We start from the raw sequence: 16,127 nt of genomic DNA on the forward strand, positions 1-16,127 counted from the left end.
CGCAGCCACCTGCCGCGATCGTCACAGCCAGAAGTTCGATTACTACAATTGCGACATACATTCTGCAATCTTCCGTCATGTGGTCACCCAAGTTACTCATTTCAGTCCTGCTGGCCGGCGTCGTTACGACCGAGGTTTATGCCGCCGATCAGTCCACGGCAACGATGCCCATCGTCGTCGAGGCCGTGGTCGCACGAAAGCAACCTGTAATTGAGGAGGTACCGGTGACCGGAACCATCAATACCCTGCGCCAGGCAATGCTTTCCGCAGAAGTAGCAGGCCTGATACAGAGTATCCATGTAGATATTGGCCATCGAGTGCAAAAAGGAGACCTGTTGTTACAGCTCGACCCCGAGCTCAGCAGTATCAGCCGAGACACTGCGCTGGCAGAAGTAATCCGAGTGCGGGAGACACTGAACGAAAGTCGCAGACGCCTGAACGAACTTCAGAGACTGGTACCGGACAAACATGTGGCAGAAACGGTGGTGGAAAGTCTCAGCTCTGAAGTCCGCGAACGCAGTGCCCAGCTGCAAGCCGTAGAAGTAGAATCTGAGCGTCTAACAGCCTTGCTCCGCCGCCATCGGGTTTCCGCCCCGTTTGCCGGTATCATCAGCCTGCGAGAGGTGGAGGTGGGTGAATGGGTCGAGCCCGGCACTGCGCTGTTCGAGCTGGTCGATACAGATTCACTGCGGGCAGACTTTCAAGTACCGCAGCAGTATTTTCCCCGTATCCAGCCCCGGACTCGAATTCAGGTCACGCTCGACAGTGGGCACTCCATCAATACCCGGGTGGAACACAAGATCCCGGTCAGCCGCAGCGACAGTCGCACCTTTCTTCTACGCACCACTATTGAAGCGCCCGAACCTGTGCCGAAAAAGAGTACACCCCAGTTGATAACCGGTATGTCCACCTCCGCTGTATTGCAAATGACAAGTGGTAGACAGGGCATCGCCGTGCCTCGCGATGCGGTGCTGCGCTATCCCGATGGACGCATCACCGTGTGGATCGCCGCACCTGGCAGCGAATGGGACAAGATCACTGAAGTTAGTGAGCAGCAGGTAACCACCGGTATCAGTTTCAATGGCATGATCGAAATCAAATCCGGAATGGAAGCCGGCCAACGTGTGGTGGTGCGCGGTAATGAGAGCCTGCAGCCGGGGCAAAAAGTCATTTTAAAACCGGCGACAATGGCGTTGGGCGATGCGGAAGGCGACTAATGTTCGACAAGATCGTCAAGAACGGCATTCTCGTTACGGTGACGGTATTAATTATCGCGATCCTCGGTCTGGTGGCAGCCTTCCGCATCCCGGTGCAGATGATTCCCGATCTCGAGGTGCGCACTATTTCCATTCGTACCAGCTGGCCCGGCGCTACACCACAGGACATCGAAAAGGAAATCCTGATCGAGCAGGAGGAATACCTGCGCAATATTCCGTACCTGCAGAAGCTTCAATCCACCGCTGATCTCGGCTCCGCAGAAATCGAGCTGGAATTTCCTTTCGGCGTAGACATTCTCGAGACCCAGATCCGCGTCAATAATGCCCTCACTCAGGTGCCCTCCTATCCGGAGAATGTGGATGAGCCACGGGTATACGCCACCTCATTTTCGTCCAACGCCTTCATGTACTATCGCGTATCGCCCCTTCCCGGCAATCCCCGCGGGCTGGACATGGATATGCTGCGGGATTACGTGGAAGACCATGTGCGCCCGCATATGTCCGGTGTGCCAGGCGTGGCGCAGGTGGACGTGGGCGGCGGTGCCGAGCGCCAGATCCAGATCCGTCTCAAGCCAGAGCTTCTGGCAGAGCACAGCCTCACCCTTGCGGAAGTGCGTACGAGCATCAGCGCGCGCAACCGGGATATTTCCGGCGGCGAGGTGGAGAGCGGTAAACGCCGCTATCTGCTGCGCACATTGGGGCGATTCAAAAACCTGGAAGAACTGCGCGCACTGATCTTGCGACGGGATGGCGACGGTATCGTACGCCTCGGCGATGTCGCCGAAATCAAACTCGATCACTTCAAGCTCCGCAGTAGTGCTTACGTGAACGGAGTACCGGTCATCTTCCTGTCTATTCGCCGGGAAAGCGGCTCCAATGTCATCGACATCAAGCGGTCGATGGTAATGGAGGTGGAACGGATAAATCAGGAGCTGCTGGAAGCCCAAGGTTTGAAGATGGTGCTCACCGCCGACGACGTGGGTTACGTGGAAGCGTCCATTTTCAACGTGTGGAAGAATCTCGCTCTGGGCGCACTGCTCGCCACCGGCATCATGTACTGGTTCTTGCGCTCGTTTCGGGCAACGGCACTGGGCGTGGTGGGTATTCCTATCTGTACCATTGCCGCATTTATCGGCCTGCTGCTCGCCGGGCGTACCATCAATGTCATTTCTCTCGCCGGTGTGGCCTTCGCCATCGGCATGACACTCGACAACAGTATTGTGGTGCTGGAAAGTATCGAGCTGGAACGCCGCCGCGGCCTCAACCGGTTGGATGCCGCCATTAGCGGAGTGAAAAAAGTGTGGCCTGCTGTACTGGCTTCAACGCTCACGACAGTGATGGTGTTTCTACCCGTGGTATTTATTGCCGAGGAAGCCGGGCAACTGTATTCGGACATCGCCATTGCCATTTCCGCGTCCATTCTGGTATCAATGCTGGTGGCAATCACTGTTATCCCCACCGCCAGCGCACGCCTCAAATTTGAAGGCACCAGCGCAGATAATATCGAAAACAGCAAGCTGCGCCACGCGGTGATCGACCGGATACACTGGCTGTTGGCCTCTCACACAAGACGTATTTGCTGCATTGGCATCACCGTCGCCACCAGCCTCGCCATCGCCCTGCTGCTGACGCCGCCGGCAGAGTATCTGCCGGAGGGCGAGGAGGCAAAAACCTTCGCTAGCATGAACGCGCCACCCGGCTACAACCTCGCCACCATGAGGGAGATTGGCCTGGAATTACAAGATTACTTTCTGCCATTTTTGGAACTGGATCCCGAGGAATTCGACAGGGGGGACGCCGAGGTACCGGCGATGAAATTTTTTATCATCAACGTATCCCCCCAGAGCCTGCGCATCATTGCCGAAACCAAAGACCCGCGACATATCGACGAACTGATGACGGCCATCGTGCGCAAGTACGAAAGCTACCCGGGCATGCGCGCCTTTGCCACCCGCGGTTCCATTATCAGCAGTAACGACGGCGGCACCCGCAGTGTGAACCTGGACATTTCCGGGTCGAATCTCGCCGATCTGTATCAGGTCGCCCGCACCGCGTACAAACGCGCCCAGGAAATCTTCGACGAGCCAAATATCCAGACCCAACCCGCGAGCCTTTCGCTGGCACAGCCGCTACTGGAAGTAAAACCAAAATGGGAGCGCGCCGCAGAAGTGGGAATGAGTGCCGAAGACATCGGCTTTGCAGTCGCGGCGCTGACAGATGGTGCCTTCGTCGATGAATTTTTCCTGGACGATGACAAAATCGATATCTACCTCTATAACCGTCAGGGCCCGGACGCCACCATCGAGACCCTGCAGAAGATTTTCATCTACACCCCAAGCGGCGCCGTGCAACCGCTCTCGCAGCTGGCGCAGATCAAGGAAACCGTCGATACCGCCACCGTGCGTCGTATTGACGGCCGTCGCACCGTCACTCTGAATATCATTCCGCCCCGTTCGGTGGCCCTGGAAACCGGAGTGGAAAAAGTCCGCACACAATTGGTTCAGCACATGCGTGACAAGGGCGAAGTCCCGCTCGGCGTATCGATGAATATTTCTGGCGCTGCTGACCAGCTGGATGCCACCCGCGCGACCCTCGGCAGCAATTACCTGGTGGCACTTGCCATCATCTATCTACTGATGGTCGCCATCTTCGCACACTGGGGTTACCCACTGCTGATCATGACCACCATTCCATTGGGTATTGCGGGTGGGATTGCCGGTCTGGCGCTGCTCAATCTCGTCGGCGCCATTTTGCGCAGTATGGGTTACCAGGGCATCCACCAGCCATTCGATATGATTTCCATGCTCGGCTTTCTGATTCTGATGGGTACGGTGGTAAACAATCCGATCCTGATCGTGCACCGGGCAATTTCCAACCTGAAGGAAGAAGGCATGCGCGCGGTGGAAGCGGTACAGGAGGCCGTCGACTCCCGACTTCGCCCCATCGCTATCTCCACCATCACCACTATTTGCGGTCTGGCACCGCTGGTGTTTTTGCCCGGCGCGGGCACCGAGCTGTACCGCGGAGTAGGAGTGATTGTGATGGCGGGGATTATCGGTGCCACTATCGTCACGTTGACCATGCTGCCGTCGTTGACCGTGTTCGTGCTGCTCCGCTACCAACGGCATGTCAAAAAGAATGGCGATGAGGAGAAAACGGCAAATCCGGCTTAAGCTGAAGTGAATCCGTAAAAATCCCCCTAGCCATGCCAGAGGAAATACAAAATCTGTCGCAATTGCTCCGGCAATTGGAGCGTCTCGCCATCGGCCGAGAACGAATAACCCTGGATCAGGTACTGGAAGTAACAGGGCAACGCTCGTTTGCCCCATTGCTACTCGTTGCCGGATTAATTCTTTTTTCCCCCCTGTCCGGTATTCCCGGCATGCCTACCTTGATGGGGGTTGTGGTGCTGTTGGTGTCCATACAGATGCTTTTAATGCGAGGTCATCTGTGGCTACCGGCTTGGCTGCTGCGACGCTCCATTTCGCAAAGCAATTTCTATCATGCACTGCACTGGCTAAAGCGCCCCGCCCAAGTCATTGACCACTGGTTACGACCGCGCTTGCCAATGTTTGTATACCGCGGTGGCACTTACCTTATTGCGGTGGTCTGCACGGTTATCGCCCTTGCTCTGCCACTAATGGAAGTTGTCCCTTTCTCCGCAAGCATCGCCGGTATAGCCCTGGCCGCCTTTGGCCTGGCGCTGGTCGCCCACGACGGGCTGCTCGCACTGGTCGCCGCTGTAATCACCGGTCTGGTACCCGGATTGATCGTCAATGCCTTGCTTTAGTGTCGTAAGAGTGTCGCAAGGCGCAAACTGCCCAACCAACAGCGCACAAACTATCAAATATCAACCACTTATAAAGTAAAACAATCAAAACCATAAAAATCAATAATTTTTATCAAATACCGTTAGCTAATAGTATTTATCCCGTACCCGATAACCCACGCCCTGAAACATACGGGGCAAAACTTCTCTCAGGAGATAAGGAAATACCATGGCTAACTACATCAACAGCGAAATCAAACCGTTCAAAGCCAAGGCTTACCAGTCTGGCGATTTCTTTGACGTTTCTGACGCGGACCTGAAAGGCAAGTGGTCTGTGGTCTTCTTCTACCCGGCGGACTTCACTTTTGTATGCCCCACCGAGCTGGGTGACCTGGCGGACAACTACGCCGAGTTCCAGAAGCTGGGCGTTGAAATCTACTCCGTCTCCACCGATACCCATTTCACCCACAAAGCGTGGCACGACACTTCCGAGACCATCGGCAAGATCCAGTTCCCGATGATCGGCGACCCCACCGGCACCATCACCCGCAACTTCGGCGTGATGATCGAGGAAGAAGGCATCGCTGACCGCGGCACCTTCGTGATCGACCCGGAAGGCAAGATCCAGATCGTCGAGATCAACGCTGGCGGCATTGGCCGTGATGCCCAGGACCTGCTGCGCAAGATCAAGGCTGCCCAGTACGTTGCCGCGCACCCGGGTGAAGTTTGCCCGGCCAAGTGGAAAGAAGGTGAAGCGACTCTGGCTCCGTCTCTCGACCTCGTAGGCAAAATCTAAAGCCCGCTAGATACCCGGCAAATTCAAAGTACAGGACTTGCCGGGAAGGTGCTGCTGACGGACACACCTCTGCGAAACCTTCACCGCCATGGATGGCGGTGTAGAGCCCCCAGGGATGGCGGCACGGCGTGTTTCGCAAGGGTGTTCCCGTCGGCAGAGCCGCTACCAAACTTGGAAAAAACCACTAAAGAATTTCAGGACACACCGATGTTGGACGCAAACGTAAAGAAACAACTGGACACCTATCTGCAGAATATCGTCACTCCGATCGAGATCCGTGTGTCCGCCGACAGCAGCCCCAAGGCTGTTGAGCTGAACAACCTGGCCGGCGAAATCGCTGACCTCTCCAGCAAGATCGAATTGAAGCAGGAAAGCCGCAAGCGCACCCCGAGCATGGCTATTGCGCCCGCCGGAGAAATCCCGCGTGTCAGCTTCGCAGGCATTCCCATGGGACACGAATTCACCTCTCTGGTGCTCGCACTGCTGCAAGCCGGCGGCCACCCGTCCAAAGCGGACCCGGAACTGCAAGAGCAGATCCGCAACATCCAGGGTGAATTCCACTTTGAAACCTATATCTCGCTGTCCTGCCAGAACTGCCCGGACGTAGTTCAGGCCCTCAACCTGATGGCGAAACTGAACCCGAATATCACCCACGAAATGATCGACGGCGCCCTGTTCCAGGAAGAGGTCGACGAGCGCCAGATCATGGCGGTACCGGCGGTCTACCTGAACGGCGAGCATTTCGGCCAGGGCCGTATGGGCCTGGAAGAAATCGTGGCCAAAATCGACACTGGTGCCGAGGCGCGCAAGGCGGAAGAGCTGAACGAGCGTGAGCCCTACGACGTCCTCGTGGTCGGCGGTGGCCCGGCTGGCGCCGCGGCGGCTATTTATGCTGCACGCAAAGGCATCCGTACCGGTCTCGTCGCCGAGCGCTTCGGCGGTCAGGTAATGGATACCGTGGGTATCGAAAACTTCATCTCGGTGCCCTATACCGAAGGCCCGAAACTGGCGGCGAGCCTTGAGCAACATGTAAAAGAATACGGAGTCGACATCATTACCGGTCAGCGCGCTGCAGAGCTGAAGCGCAACAAACTGATCGAGTTACAGCTGCAGAGTGGCGCCACCCTCGCCAGTAAATCCGTGGTACTCGCCACCGGCGCCCGCTGGCGTGAACTGGGTGTGCCCGGTGAGGCCGAATACCGTACCAAGGGCGTGGCCTATTGCCCGCACTGTGATGGCCCCTTTTTCAAGGGTAAGCACGTAGCCGTGATTGGTGGCGGTAACTCCGGTATCGAAGCGGCAATTGACCTCGCCGGTATCGTAAAGCACGTCACTGTTCTGGAATTTGCCGACACTCTGCGAGCCGACGAAGTCCTGGTACGCAAGGCGCGCTCCATGCCAAACGTGGACATTATTACCAATGCACAAACCACCGAAGTACTCGGCGATGGCAGCAAGGTGAACGGCCTGCGCTACACCGACCGTCTAAGCGGCGAGAGCCAGAGCATCGAACTTGCGGGTGTATTCGTGCAAATCGGTCTGGTGCCTAACACTGAATTCCTGAAGGACAGCGATCTGGAAATGAACCGTATGGGCGAAATTGTGATTGATGCGCGCGGCGCGACGTCAATCCCCGGTGTCTTCGCTGCGGGCGACGCGACCACAGTACCCTACAAGCAGATCGTGATTTCCATGGGCGCAGGTGCTACTGCGGCGCTCGGCGCCTTCGATCACCTGATCCGGACCTCTGTCCCGCAGGAAGAGGATGAAGCACTGTCGATGGCCAGCTGATTCCCGAATCGAACAGAACCGATCAAACCCTAACCGGATACTGGCCTCCCAGCGGTATCCGGCTCCCCAGGCGGGCTCCCCAAGCCCACCGCACACTGGGACCACCCTTTTAGGCCGGCTCAAACCGGCCTTTTTTTCGATTACGCTAATTGACTGGCCACCGGCATCAGCGGCTGATAGTGTTCGCATATCAGGACCGGGCAGTCTGATTCAGTCATGCCCCGGTAAAGCTTCACATAGGAGTGACGTGAGTTACCGCACTACACTTCTTCCCAATGGATCAATCGGGAGAACACACCATGATTGTCAATACATCTCTGAAATCCCTACTGCTGGCTTCCCTGCTCGTACTGCCGTTATCTGCGCTCGCAGGCTGGCAACTCGATGGCGACGACTCCAGCGTTCAGTTTGTTTCCGTAAAGAAATCCTCCATCGTGGAAACCCACCACTTCAAGGAATTGAATGGCAAGATCTCGGACGATGGCAAGGCACTGCTGGAAATTGCGCTGTCGAGTGTGGAAACCAATATCCCGATTCGCAATGAGCGCATGCAGCAGATGCTGTTCAATACCGCAAAGTTCGCCAGCGCGACCATTAATGCCACTGTAGATACCGCAAAGCTGAAGTCCCTGGCGCCCGGTAAAACTATGCCGGTTTCCAGTGACCTGAGCCTCGAGATCCACGGCTCGCAGAAAAGCTACAAAGCCGATCTACAGGTAACCGGTCTGGAAAATGGCGGCCTGCTGGTAACCACCACCGCGCCGATCGTGGTCAATGCTGGCGACTTCAAGCTACTGGAAGGTATCGAGAAACTTCGTCAGGTGGCCGGCCTCGACAGTATCAGCCCGCTGGTGCCCGTCAGTGTCAAACTGGTGTTCAAGCAGGACTGATGCCCTCCCCCAGCGGCGATACCGGCACTCGGTATCGCCGCACCCAGGCGCTGCCGCGCACTTACTCCGTTTCGTCTGGATCGCCCCTGCACCGCCGTCCTTCGGCAAGCTCCAGATCAACTGCAACCCGACTCCCGCACACCCCCTGAAATCGGCTAAAATCTCCGCCATTCCCCTATTTGAATGAGGTGTGAAGGTATGGCTTCACTACAAGACCAACTGCTCAAGGCCGGGCTGGTTGACAAGAAAACGGCGAAGAAAATCGGCAAAGAAAAGCGCAAGCAGGACAAAGTGGCCAGGAAGTCAGGCGACCTGCAGAAAGACGATTCAAGGCTGGCTGCCGAGCAGGCTCGGGCAGAAAAAGTGGCCCGGGACAAGGCACTGAATGCAGAACGCGAAGCCGCCGCCCGGCAGAAAGCGATCGCAGCGCAGATCAAACAGCTGATCGAGCGCCATAAACAGCCCAAAGGCGCCCCGGGCAAGGATGAAATCGCCTACCATTTTACCTTCGCGAAGAAAGTCAAAAAGCTCTACGTCTCTGCCGCCGTGCAGGAACACCTGACTGCTGGGCGCCTTCAGATTGTTGGAGAAGGTGAGCACTTCGAGCTGGTGCCACGCGTAGTAGCAGAGAAAATCGCCGAACGGGATGCCAGTATGGTGGTACCTCCGCCGGAAAACACCAGTGTGGTAGACGAGGACGATCCTTACGCTGGTTATGAAATTCCCGATGATCTGATGTGGTAAATCGATGACAGATAGTGACCCGGTCATTGCCCAGGTAGAACGATGGCTGCAGGACGTGGTGGTGGGCCTCAACCTGTGCCCGTTTGCGCGCAAACCCCTGCGCGCCCGGCAGATCCGTTTTGTGGTGAGCGAGGCTACCAGCGACGAGGTACTGCGTGAAGAATTACTGGATGAGTTTCAGTTACTGGATCGGACTTCTGCTGCTGAAGTTGAGACCAGCCTGCTGATTTTACCCACCCATCTCCGGGACTTTCACGATTACAATTTTTTCCTTACGGAAGCCGAATTGCTGCTCAAACGCGAGGGCTACGAAGGCATCTACCAGATTGCCAGTTTCCACCCCCACTATCAGTTTGCCAACACCGAACCGGACGACGCTGAAAACCTGACCAACCGCGCGCCCTACCCCATCCTGCATCTGTTACGGGAAGAGAGCCTCGAGCGCGGGCTGGAAAACTACGCGGATCCCGACAGCATTCCGCACAACAACATTCTGCGGGTCGAGGCGCTCACAGAGGAACAGAAACGCTTGCTGTTCCCCTACCTTTTTCTGTAACCCGATGTCTTCTGTCGTCAGGCTTCCTCGACACACCCGGCATAATTGTTTCGAAGTTCGGTAAATGCCTGGTATTGAGTGAAAAAGATCCGGCCGGAAATTTCCTGCACAAAGCCGCAGCGCTCCAGTGAATCCATAACTGGCCCCTTTACCTCGGACAGGTGCAGACAGATCCCGGCCTCCCGCAACTGGGCGTTGATGGACTCCAGGGTCTCCAGCGCGCTCCAGTCGATTTCATTGATCGCGCTGCACATCAGGATGATGTGACGCACCTGCGGATTAGTTGCCACATCACTGTAGATCCGCTCTTCCAGAAATGCGGCATTGGAGAACATCAGGCTTTCGTCCACGCGAATACTGATGATCTGCGGCAGGGTGAGTACCTTGTGCCGCTGGATATTGCGAAAATGCTCCGTCCCTTCAACCAGCCCCACCTCCGCAATGTGTGGTTTGGACGTGCGGAAAAGGAACAATATCACTGAGGCCAACACTCCGCAGGAAACCCCCACTTCCACGCCGAACAGCAGTGTTACCAGTATGGTCACCAGCACCGCAAAGAAATCACTGCGGGAAAAACGCCAGGTTTTTTTCAGAATCGAGAAATCCACCAGACTCAGCACCGCCACGATGATGGTGGCCGCCAACGTTGCCTTCGGCAGATGATAGAGAAATGGCGTGAGGAACATAGCCGAGAGGGCAATACCGATGGCTGTGAACACACTCGCCAACTGGGTCTCCGCACCGGCATCAAAATTGACGACCGAGCGCGAAAAACCGCCGGTCACCGGAAACCCACCGGAAAGGCCCGCGGCAACGTTGGCGCTGCCGAGACCGATCAATTCCTGATTCATATCAATCTTCTGGCGACGTTTGGCGGCGAGGGTCTTGCCCACAGATACCGATTCCACGTAACCGATTACAGAAATCATTACTGCGGGCCAGAACAGTTGCTCGACCAGTGCCCAGGAAAAATGCGGCAGGCCGAGCGATGGCAAGCCACTGGGAATTTCACCAACGACCTGTACCCCCTTGCTTTCAAGATCCAGGCTCGCGGCGAGAAACACCGTTGCAATAACACCCACCACCGGAGCCGCTTTAACCAGGAGGGCGGCGGTTTGACGGGACAACGAAAGCCGCTGTATCAGGTGCACCGCACCGGATCGCGCCCACACCAGAAACAGCACCACTGTCACGCCAATAACCAGGGCATAGAAATTCCACTGCGACAGGCTTTTGAGCATGGAGTGAACGAGCTCGGGCAGAGATTCACCGTGAGCGGAAATGCCAAGAAGGTGCCGCAATTGGCTAAACGCAATCAGGATCCCCGACGCAGTGATAAATCCTGAAATGACCGGGTGAGAAAGAAAGTTGGCGAAAAAACCAAGCTGCAACAGTCCCATTAACAATAGAAACCCACCGGACAACAGCGCCAGCAAGGCCGCCGCAAGCAGATAATCCGCGCTGCCCTGGACCGCCACCTGACCAAGGGCGGCAGCACTCATCAGAGACGCCACCGCCACCGGCCCCACGGACAGCGTGCGACTGGTACCGAATAGCGCATAGGCAATGAGCGGTACGATGCTTGCGTACAACCCCACTTCCGCCGGTAATCCTGCCAGCAGCGCATAGGCCAGGGACTGCGGGATCAACATTACTGTCACCACCGCAGCGGCAACCAGGTCGCGCTGTAAAGCGGCACCGGTATAGGTGCCTAACCAGCCAATAATTGGCAGGGCTCGCGTAAACTTCGTGCGGGTACTACTGCTCATACTCACGTTTTCAATAACTCACCAGCACACCGCTGACATCAAACCCGGCGCTCTCTGCCGCAGCCCTCAATGCAGCTTTGTCTGTGCCAACGCTACAATGCGCCGCCGCCCACAGATTGCAGGAACGGTTACCTGAACGACAAAACGCGTGGATGCGCTTACCACTTTGCAACACCTTGACAAAAGCATCCACGTGCCCGGGCTGCATCTGCCCGCGGGAAAACGGAATGGCGATAAACTCCATTCCCGCGTCATTAACCGCCTGTTCGAGCTGATCAAAGGTCGGTAAATCTTCCGCTTCATATTCAGGGCGGTTGCACACTACGATGGAAACGCCAGCTTCCGACAGAGCGGCCATTTCACTCAATGCCGGTTCCGCGGAAATACTGACTTGTTGATCCAGGGATTTCGATTCCATAAATACCTCTCTCGCAGGCTGTGACTGACAGCCTGACCTGAATTAGAGTTTGTTGATCGGCACTTTCAGATAGACAGTGCCATTGTCTTCCGCCGGCGGCATCTGGCCTGCGCGAATATTGACCTGAATCGAGGGAATGATCAGGCGCGGCATATCCAGGGTGCTGTCCCGCTTGCTGCGCATGTCCACGAACTCGTCTTCAGTGATCCCTTCATGCAGATGGATATTGCTACGTTTCTGCTCGCCCACACTGGTCTGGTACTGGTGCTGACGGCTACCGTTTGGCGGATAGTCATGGCACATGAACATGCGGGTTTCCGCCGGTAGCGCGAGCAATTTCTGCACCGAGCGGTAAAGAGCACGGGCATCGCCGCCGGGAAAGTCGCAACGGGCACTGCCAACATCAGGCATAAACAAGGTATCGCCTACAAACAGGGCATCGCCGATCAACCAGGCCATATCCGCGGGCGTGTGGCCCGGCACATAGATGACCTGCCCAACCAAAGCGCCAATGGTGAAGGTTTCGCCATCCCTGAACAGGTGATCGAATTGGGAACCATCGGTCAGAAATTGCTTTTCGAGATTGAATACGTCACGGAAGATACCCTGCACCTGGGCAATGTGATTGCCGATACCTATCTTGCCGCCGAGCTGGTCACGGATAAACGGCGCCGCGGACAGGTGGTCCGCATGGGCGTGGGTTTCCAATACCCATTCGACTGCAAGTTCATGGTCGCGCACAAAGGCGACTATTTTCTCCGCACCAGTCGTCGCGGTACGACCTGATGCCTGATCAAAGTCCAGTACCGGATCAATAACCGCGGCACTACCGCCGGCGTGATCGTAAACCACGTAACTCCAGGTCTCTGTCACATCGTCCAGAAATGCCTGCACTTGGGGGATACCAGTGGTCTGGCTCATAACACCTCCCGTAAATTGATTGATCTACCTAGAACGGAATTCAATATACTTGTGCATATTATATATTTCAATATAATGTTTTCACACAGAGCAATCTGACCAACGGATACGCGCATGCCCGATACTTCTGACATCAGCCTGGACAAGATGCACGCTGCCGCCAGCGAAGCCTCCTCCATGCTGCGCTCCCTGGGGAACCAGGATCGTCTTTTATTGCTGTGCCAACTGAGCCAGGAGGAGCTCTGCGTCAGCGACCTGGAAGAGCGTCTCGATATTCGCCAACCAAGCCTTTCACAACAGCTGGGCGTGCTGCGCCGCGAGGGGCTGGTCGCAACCCGCAAGGAAGGCAAGCGAGTTTACTATCGGGTGGCTGACCCAAAGGTTTTAAGTCTGTTACAAACTCTCTATCAACTTTATTGCGCGGAGTAAGCTGCCCCCATGACCATCGACTGGAACGCTTTTACCCCCCTGTCCGCCCTTGGCGGCGGGCTACTGATCGGTATCGCCAGCGCCTGGCTGATCCTGATGAACGGACGTATCGCCGGCATCTCCGGCATACTCGGTGGCCTCCTTGATTGCCCTCGAGACGACCGCAGTTGGCGACTCGCTTTTGTGATTGGTTTGCTGGTTGGCCCCACTCTCTGGGGGCTTTTCCACGTCTTGCCAACCATCGAAATCCACGCCAGTGCACCAGTGCTGATCGCTGCAGGCCTGCTGGTAGGAACAGGCACCCGCTATGCTGCCGGCTGCACCAGCGGTCACGGGGTATGTGGCCTGTCACGTCTGTCCCCCCGATCTCTCGCGGCGACGCTCACCTTTATGGGCGGCGGATTCGCCACCGTCTTCATTATCCGCCATCTACTGGGAGCCTGATGCCATGAACAAGTATTCGCTGTCTGCTTTTATCGGGGGATTAATATTCAGTGTTGGCCTGCTGCTCTCGGGTATGGCCAATCCGGAAAAAGTGCTGGGATTCCTGGATATCTTCGGTGCCTGGGACCCCTCCCTGGCCCTGGTGATGGGCGGTGCCATTGCGGTCGGGCTGCCGGCATTTGCACTGGCAAAACGCCGCAAGGCTTCGCTACTCGGCAACGCCATTCAACTGCCGGCCAAACGGGAAGTCGACCGTCGCCTGGTACTGGGCAGTCTCGCCTTTGGCATTGGCTGGGGGCTGGCGGGCTTTTGCCCCGGGCCGGCTATTGTGGCAACCGGTGCGGCGCAGACCGGGGCCCTGATATTCACGCTGGCGATGTTCGCCGGCATGTGGGTGTTCCACTGGCTGGAGAGCCGCAAAGCACAAGCGGCCTGACCTGCCCGCACCGACTCCATACGACCTTACCCGCAATCACTCTGGCGCCGACCCGGCGCCAGCAGCTATCCTGATGAGACCTTTACAGTCACGGATCTAAGCTGGCACAGGCGATGCGGGCAAAACAACTTATTCCCAACTGGCTAAGAAATTATCATCGCAAGTGGCTAGCCGGTGACATTACTGCCGCCCTGGTATCCGGTATGTTGCTGGTACCCCAGGGTCTCGCCTATGCACTACTGGCAGGGTTGCCGCCCCACATCGGCCTTTACGCCAGCCTGTTGCCTTTAATTGCCTACGCGGCGTTTGGCAGCAGCAGCGCCATGGCGTTAGGCCCGGTAGCGGTCATCTCACTGATGATGACCTCCTCCCTCTCCCCCCTCGCGGCGACAGGCAGTGCGGAATATATTGCCGCAGCCATCATGCTTACGCTGTTAAGCGGCCTGTTTTTGTTCGCCATGGGCCTGCTCAAACTGGGGGTATTATCCAACCTCCTGAGTCACCCGGTGATCAGCGGCTTCATTGCCGGGGCCGGAGCCCTGATCATTGTCGGCCAACTCCCCGCCCTACTGGGTATCGAAGCGGATGGCGAGACAGCATCCATCCAGCTGTTCCATGTGATCGAGCACCTGCCTGAGGCACACCTGACAACCATGCTGTTCGGTGTAGTTACCGTTATCCTGCTGGTTTTCAGCCGCACCTGGCTGCCAATGCTCCTGTTCAGGATAGGAACACCGAAACAATTCGCGCGACTTGCGGCGAAACTGATGCCGATGCTATTGGTACTCCTTGCCATCGCCATGGTCCACTGGCTGAAGTTCGACGACAAACTGGCCATCATTGGTGAGATACCCCGGGGACTGCCGCGGATCACCTTGCCGAACCTCGACTGGAATCTGGTTTACCAGCTGTTGTTGCCGGCATTGATGATTGCACTGATGGGTTTTGTTGAAAGCCTGTCCATAGCCCAGGCGCTGGCTACGCAGCGCAGTGAACGGGTCAACGCCGATGGCGAACTGCTGGGGCTGGGCGCAGCAAACATTACCAGTGCGCTTTCCGGTGGGCTGCCCGTCGCCGGCAGTTTTTCCCGCTCTGCGGTAAATGCGGACTCCGGCGCAAAATCGCCACTGGCAGGGGTTCTATCAGCCTTGTTGATGGTGCCCGTACTGCTGTATTTGACCGCATTCTTCGGTGAGCTGCCGTTGACGGTACTGGCGGCAATCATCATCGTCGCCGCGGCGGGACTCATCGATTTCAAAGGCTTTATTCAAAACTGGCGCTATGACCGTACCGATGGCATCGCCATGCTGTTTACATTTCTGGGGGTCTTGCTGTTTGGTGTAGAAGTCGGCATTGCGCTGGGTATCGGGCTGTCATTCGCCACCCTTATCTGGCGCAGCAGCCGTCCACATATTGCTGTAGTCGGACGGGTACCAGGCACCGAACACTTTCGCAATGTGGTGCGGCACGATGTGAAAACCCACAAAAACCTGCTGTTCCTGCGTATCGACGAAAGCCTGTTTTTCAGCAACATCAGTGCGGTTGAAGACCGGCTGCTGCTGGAGCTCAAGCGCCATCCGGAGACCCGCGAGCTGGTTATCATCCTTTCGTCCGTCAGCCGTATTGACGGCACTGCGCTGGAGCGGCTGCACCAAATCAATAAAGACCTGCAACGACGCGATATCCGCATGCACTTGGCGGAAGTCAAGGGACCGGTACTGGACCGCCTCAGTCGCTCGAAACTGCTGGAACGACTCTCAGGCAGAATCTTTCTTTCTTCCTATATCGCGGAATTGGCATTACAGAAAGAACAGAAGGAGCTGCAAGAACAGGATACCGGGGAAGACCGACAAGGCGACGCTTCTCCCAGTCTGTGACATTTACTCGCCGCAACCCTGTACCTGACAGAACAACACTGGCAATATATCCAGTATTTGATCCGGCGGT

General features: G+C 56.5%; 15 protein-coding genes. 12 read left to right on the forward strand and 3 right to left on the reverse strand.

Annotated features, from left to right (window positions below; translation table 11 throughout):
* Nucleotides 1-77 precede the first annotated feature (77 nt).
* From PVT68_RS03345 to PVT68_RS03380, 8 genes are all read left to right on the forward strand, one after another.
* Nucleotides 78-1,217: an efflux RND transporter periplasmic adaptor subunit gene (locus PVT68_RS03345; RefSeq protein WP_280321191.1), complete on the forward strand. Its 1,140-nt coding sequence runs from the start codon at nt 78-80 to the stop codon at nt 1,215-1,217.
* Nucleotides 1,217-4,390 (forward strand): efflux RND transporter permease subunit, encoded by a 3,174-nt coding sequence (locus PVT68_RS03350; RefSeq protein ID WP_280321192.1) that lies wholly within the window; start codon nt 1,217-1,219, stop codon nt 4,388-4,390. Before PVT68_RS03345 ends, PVT68_RS03350 begins: the two co-directional genes overlap by 1 nt.
* 32 nt (nt 4,391-4,422) lie before the next feature.
* On the forward strand, nt 4,423-5,007 hold the full coding sequence (locus PVT68_RS03355; protein ID WP_280321193.1) for an exopolysaccharide biosynthesis protein: 585 nt from the start codon (nt 4,423-4,425) through the stop codon (nt 5,005-5,007).
* 208 nt (nt 5,008-5,215) lie between these two features.
* Complete coding sequence (ahpC, locus tag PVT68_RS03360) at nt 5,216-5,782, forward strand: alkyl hydroperoxide reductase subunit C (protein WP_280321194.1); 567 nt, start codon at nt 5,216-5,218, stop codon at nt 5,780-5,782.
* Nucleotides 5,783-5,989: 207 nt separating this feature from the next.
* On the forward strand, nt 5,990-7,573 hold the full coding sequence (ahpF, locus tag PVT68_RS03365) for an alkyl hydroperoxide reductase subunit F (RefSeq protein ID WP_280321195.1): 1,584 nt from the start codon (nt 5,990-5,992) through the stop codon (nt 7,571-7,573).
* A 299-nt stretch (nt 7,574-7,872) separates the two neighbouring features.
* Nucleotides 7,873-8,463: a YceI family protein gene (locus tag PVT68_RS03370; protein WP_280321196.1), complete on the forward strand. Its 591-nt coding sequence runs from the start codon at nt 7,873-7,875 to the stop codon at nt 8,461-8,463.
* A 198-nt stretch (nt 8,464-8,661) separates the two neighbouring features.
* On the forward strand, nt 8,662-9,207 hold the full coding sequence (locus PVT68_RS03375; RefSeq protein WP_280321197.1) for a DUF2058 domain-containing protein: 546 nt from the start codon (nt 8,662-8,664) through the stop codon (nt 9,205-9,207).
* A 4-nt stretch (nt 9,208-9,211) separates the two neighbouring features.
* The gene (locus PVT68_RS03380) at nt 9,212-9,763 is read left to right on the forward strand and encodes a DUF1415 domain-containing protein (protein WP_280321198.1); all 552 of its coding nucleotides are present in this window, start codon (nt 9,212-9,214) and stop codon (nt 9,761-9,763) included.
* A 17-nt stretch (nt 9,764-9,780) separates the two neighbouring features.
* On the opposite strand, the gene PVT68_RS03385 is transcribed toward PVT68_RS03380, so the two are convergent.
* The 3 genes from PVT68_RS03385 to PVT68_RS03395 are packed head-to-tail and all read right to left on the reverse strand — an operon-like array spanning nt 9,781 to nt 12,871.
* Nucleotides 9,781-11,532 (reverse strand): SulP family inorganic anion transporter, encoded by a 1,752-nt coding sequence (locus tag PVT68_RS03385; protein WP_280321199.1) that lies wholly within the window; start codon nt 11,530-11,532, stop codon nt 9,781-9,783.
* Between the two features lie 10 nt (nt 11,533-11,542).
* A complete protein-coding gene (locus PVT68_RS03390) occupies nt 11,543-11,950 on the reverse strand; it encodes a TIGR01244 family sulfur transferase (RefSeq protein ID WP_280321200.1) in 408 nt (135 codons plus the stop codon).
* 42 nt (nt 11,951-11,992) lie between these two features.
* The gene (locus PVT68_RS03395; protein ID WP_280321201.1) at nt 11,993-12,871 is read right to left on the reverse strand and encodes an MBL fold metallo-hydrolase; all 879 of its coding nucleotides are present in this window, start codon (nt 12,869-12,871) and stop codon (nt 11,993-11,995) included.
* 114 nt (nt 12,872-12,985) lie between these two features.
* Here PVT68_RS03395 and PVT68_RS03400 point away from each other — a divergent pair, with 114 nt between their 5' ends.
* The 4 genes from PVT68_RS03400 (at nt 12,986) to PVT68_RS03415 (ending at nt 16,057) form a co-directional block, all read left to right on the forward strand.
* Nucleotides 12,986-13,300: an ArsR/SmtB family transcription factor gene (locus tag PVT68_RS03400; protein ID WP_280321203.1), complete on the forward strand. Its 315-nt coding sequence runs from the start codon at nt 12,986-12,988 to the stop codon at nt 13,298-13,300.
* A 9-nt stretch (nt 13,301-13,309) separates the two neighbouring features.
* Nucleotides 13,310-13,744: a YeeE/YedE family protein gene (locus tag PVT68_RS03405; protein WP_280321204.1), complete on the forward strand. Its 435-nt coding sequence runs from the start codon at nt 13,310-13,312 to the stop codon at nt 13,742-13,744.
* A 4-nt stretch (nt 13,745-13,748) separates the two neighbouring features.
* The gene (locus tag PVT68_RS03410; RefSeq protein ID WP_280321205.1) at nt 13,749-14,180 is read left to right on the forward strand and encodes a DUF6691 family protein; all 432 of its coding nucleotides are present in this window, start codon (nt 13,749-13,751) and stop codon (nt 14,178-14,180) included.
* Nucleotides 14,181-14,293: 113 nt separating this feature from the next.
* On the forward strand, nt 14,294-16,057 hold the full coding sequence (locus tag PVT68_RS03415; protein ID WP_280321206.1) for a SulP family inorganic anion transporter: 1,764 nt from the start codon (nt 14,294-14,296) through the stop codon (nt 16,055-16,057).
* The last annotated feature ends 70 nt before the right edge of the window (nt 16,058-16,127 follow it).

The organism is Microbulbifer bruguierae (assembly GCF_029869925.1).
Taxonomy (GTDB): domain Bacteria; phylum Pseudomonadota; class Gammaproteobacteria; order Pseudomonadales; family Cellvibrionaceae; genus Microbulbifer; species Microbulbifer bruguierae.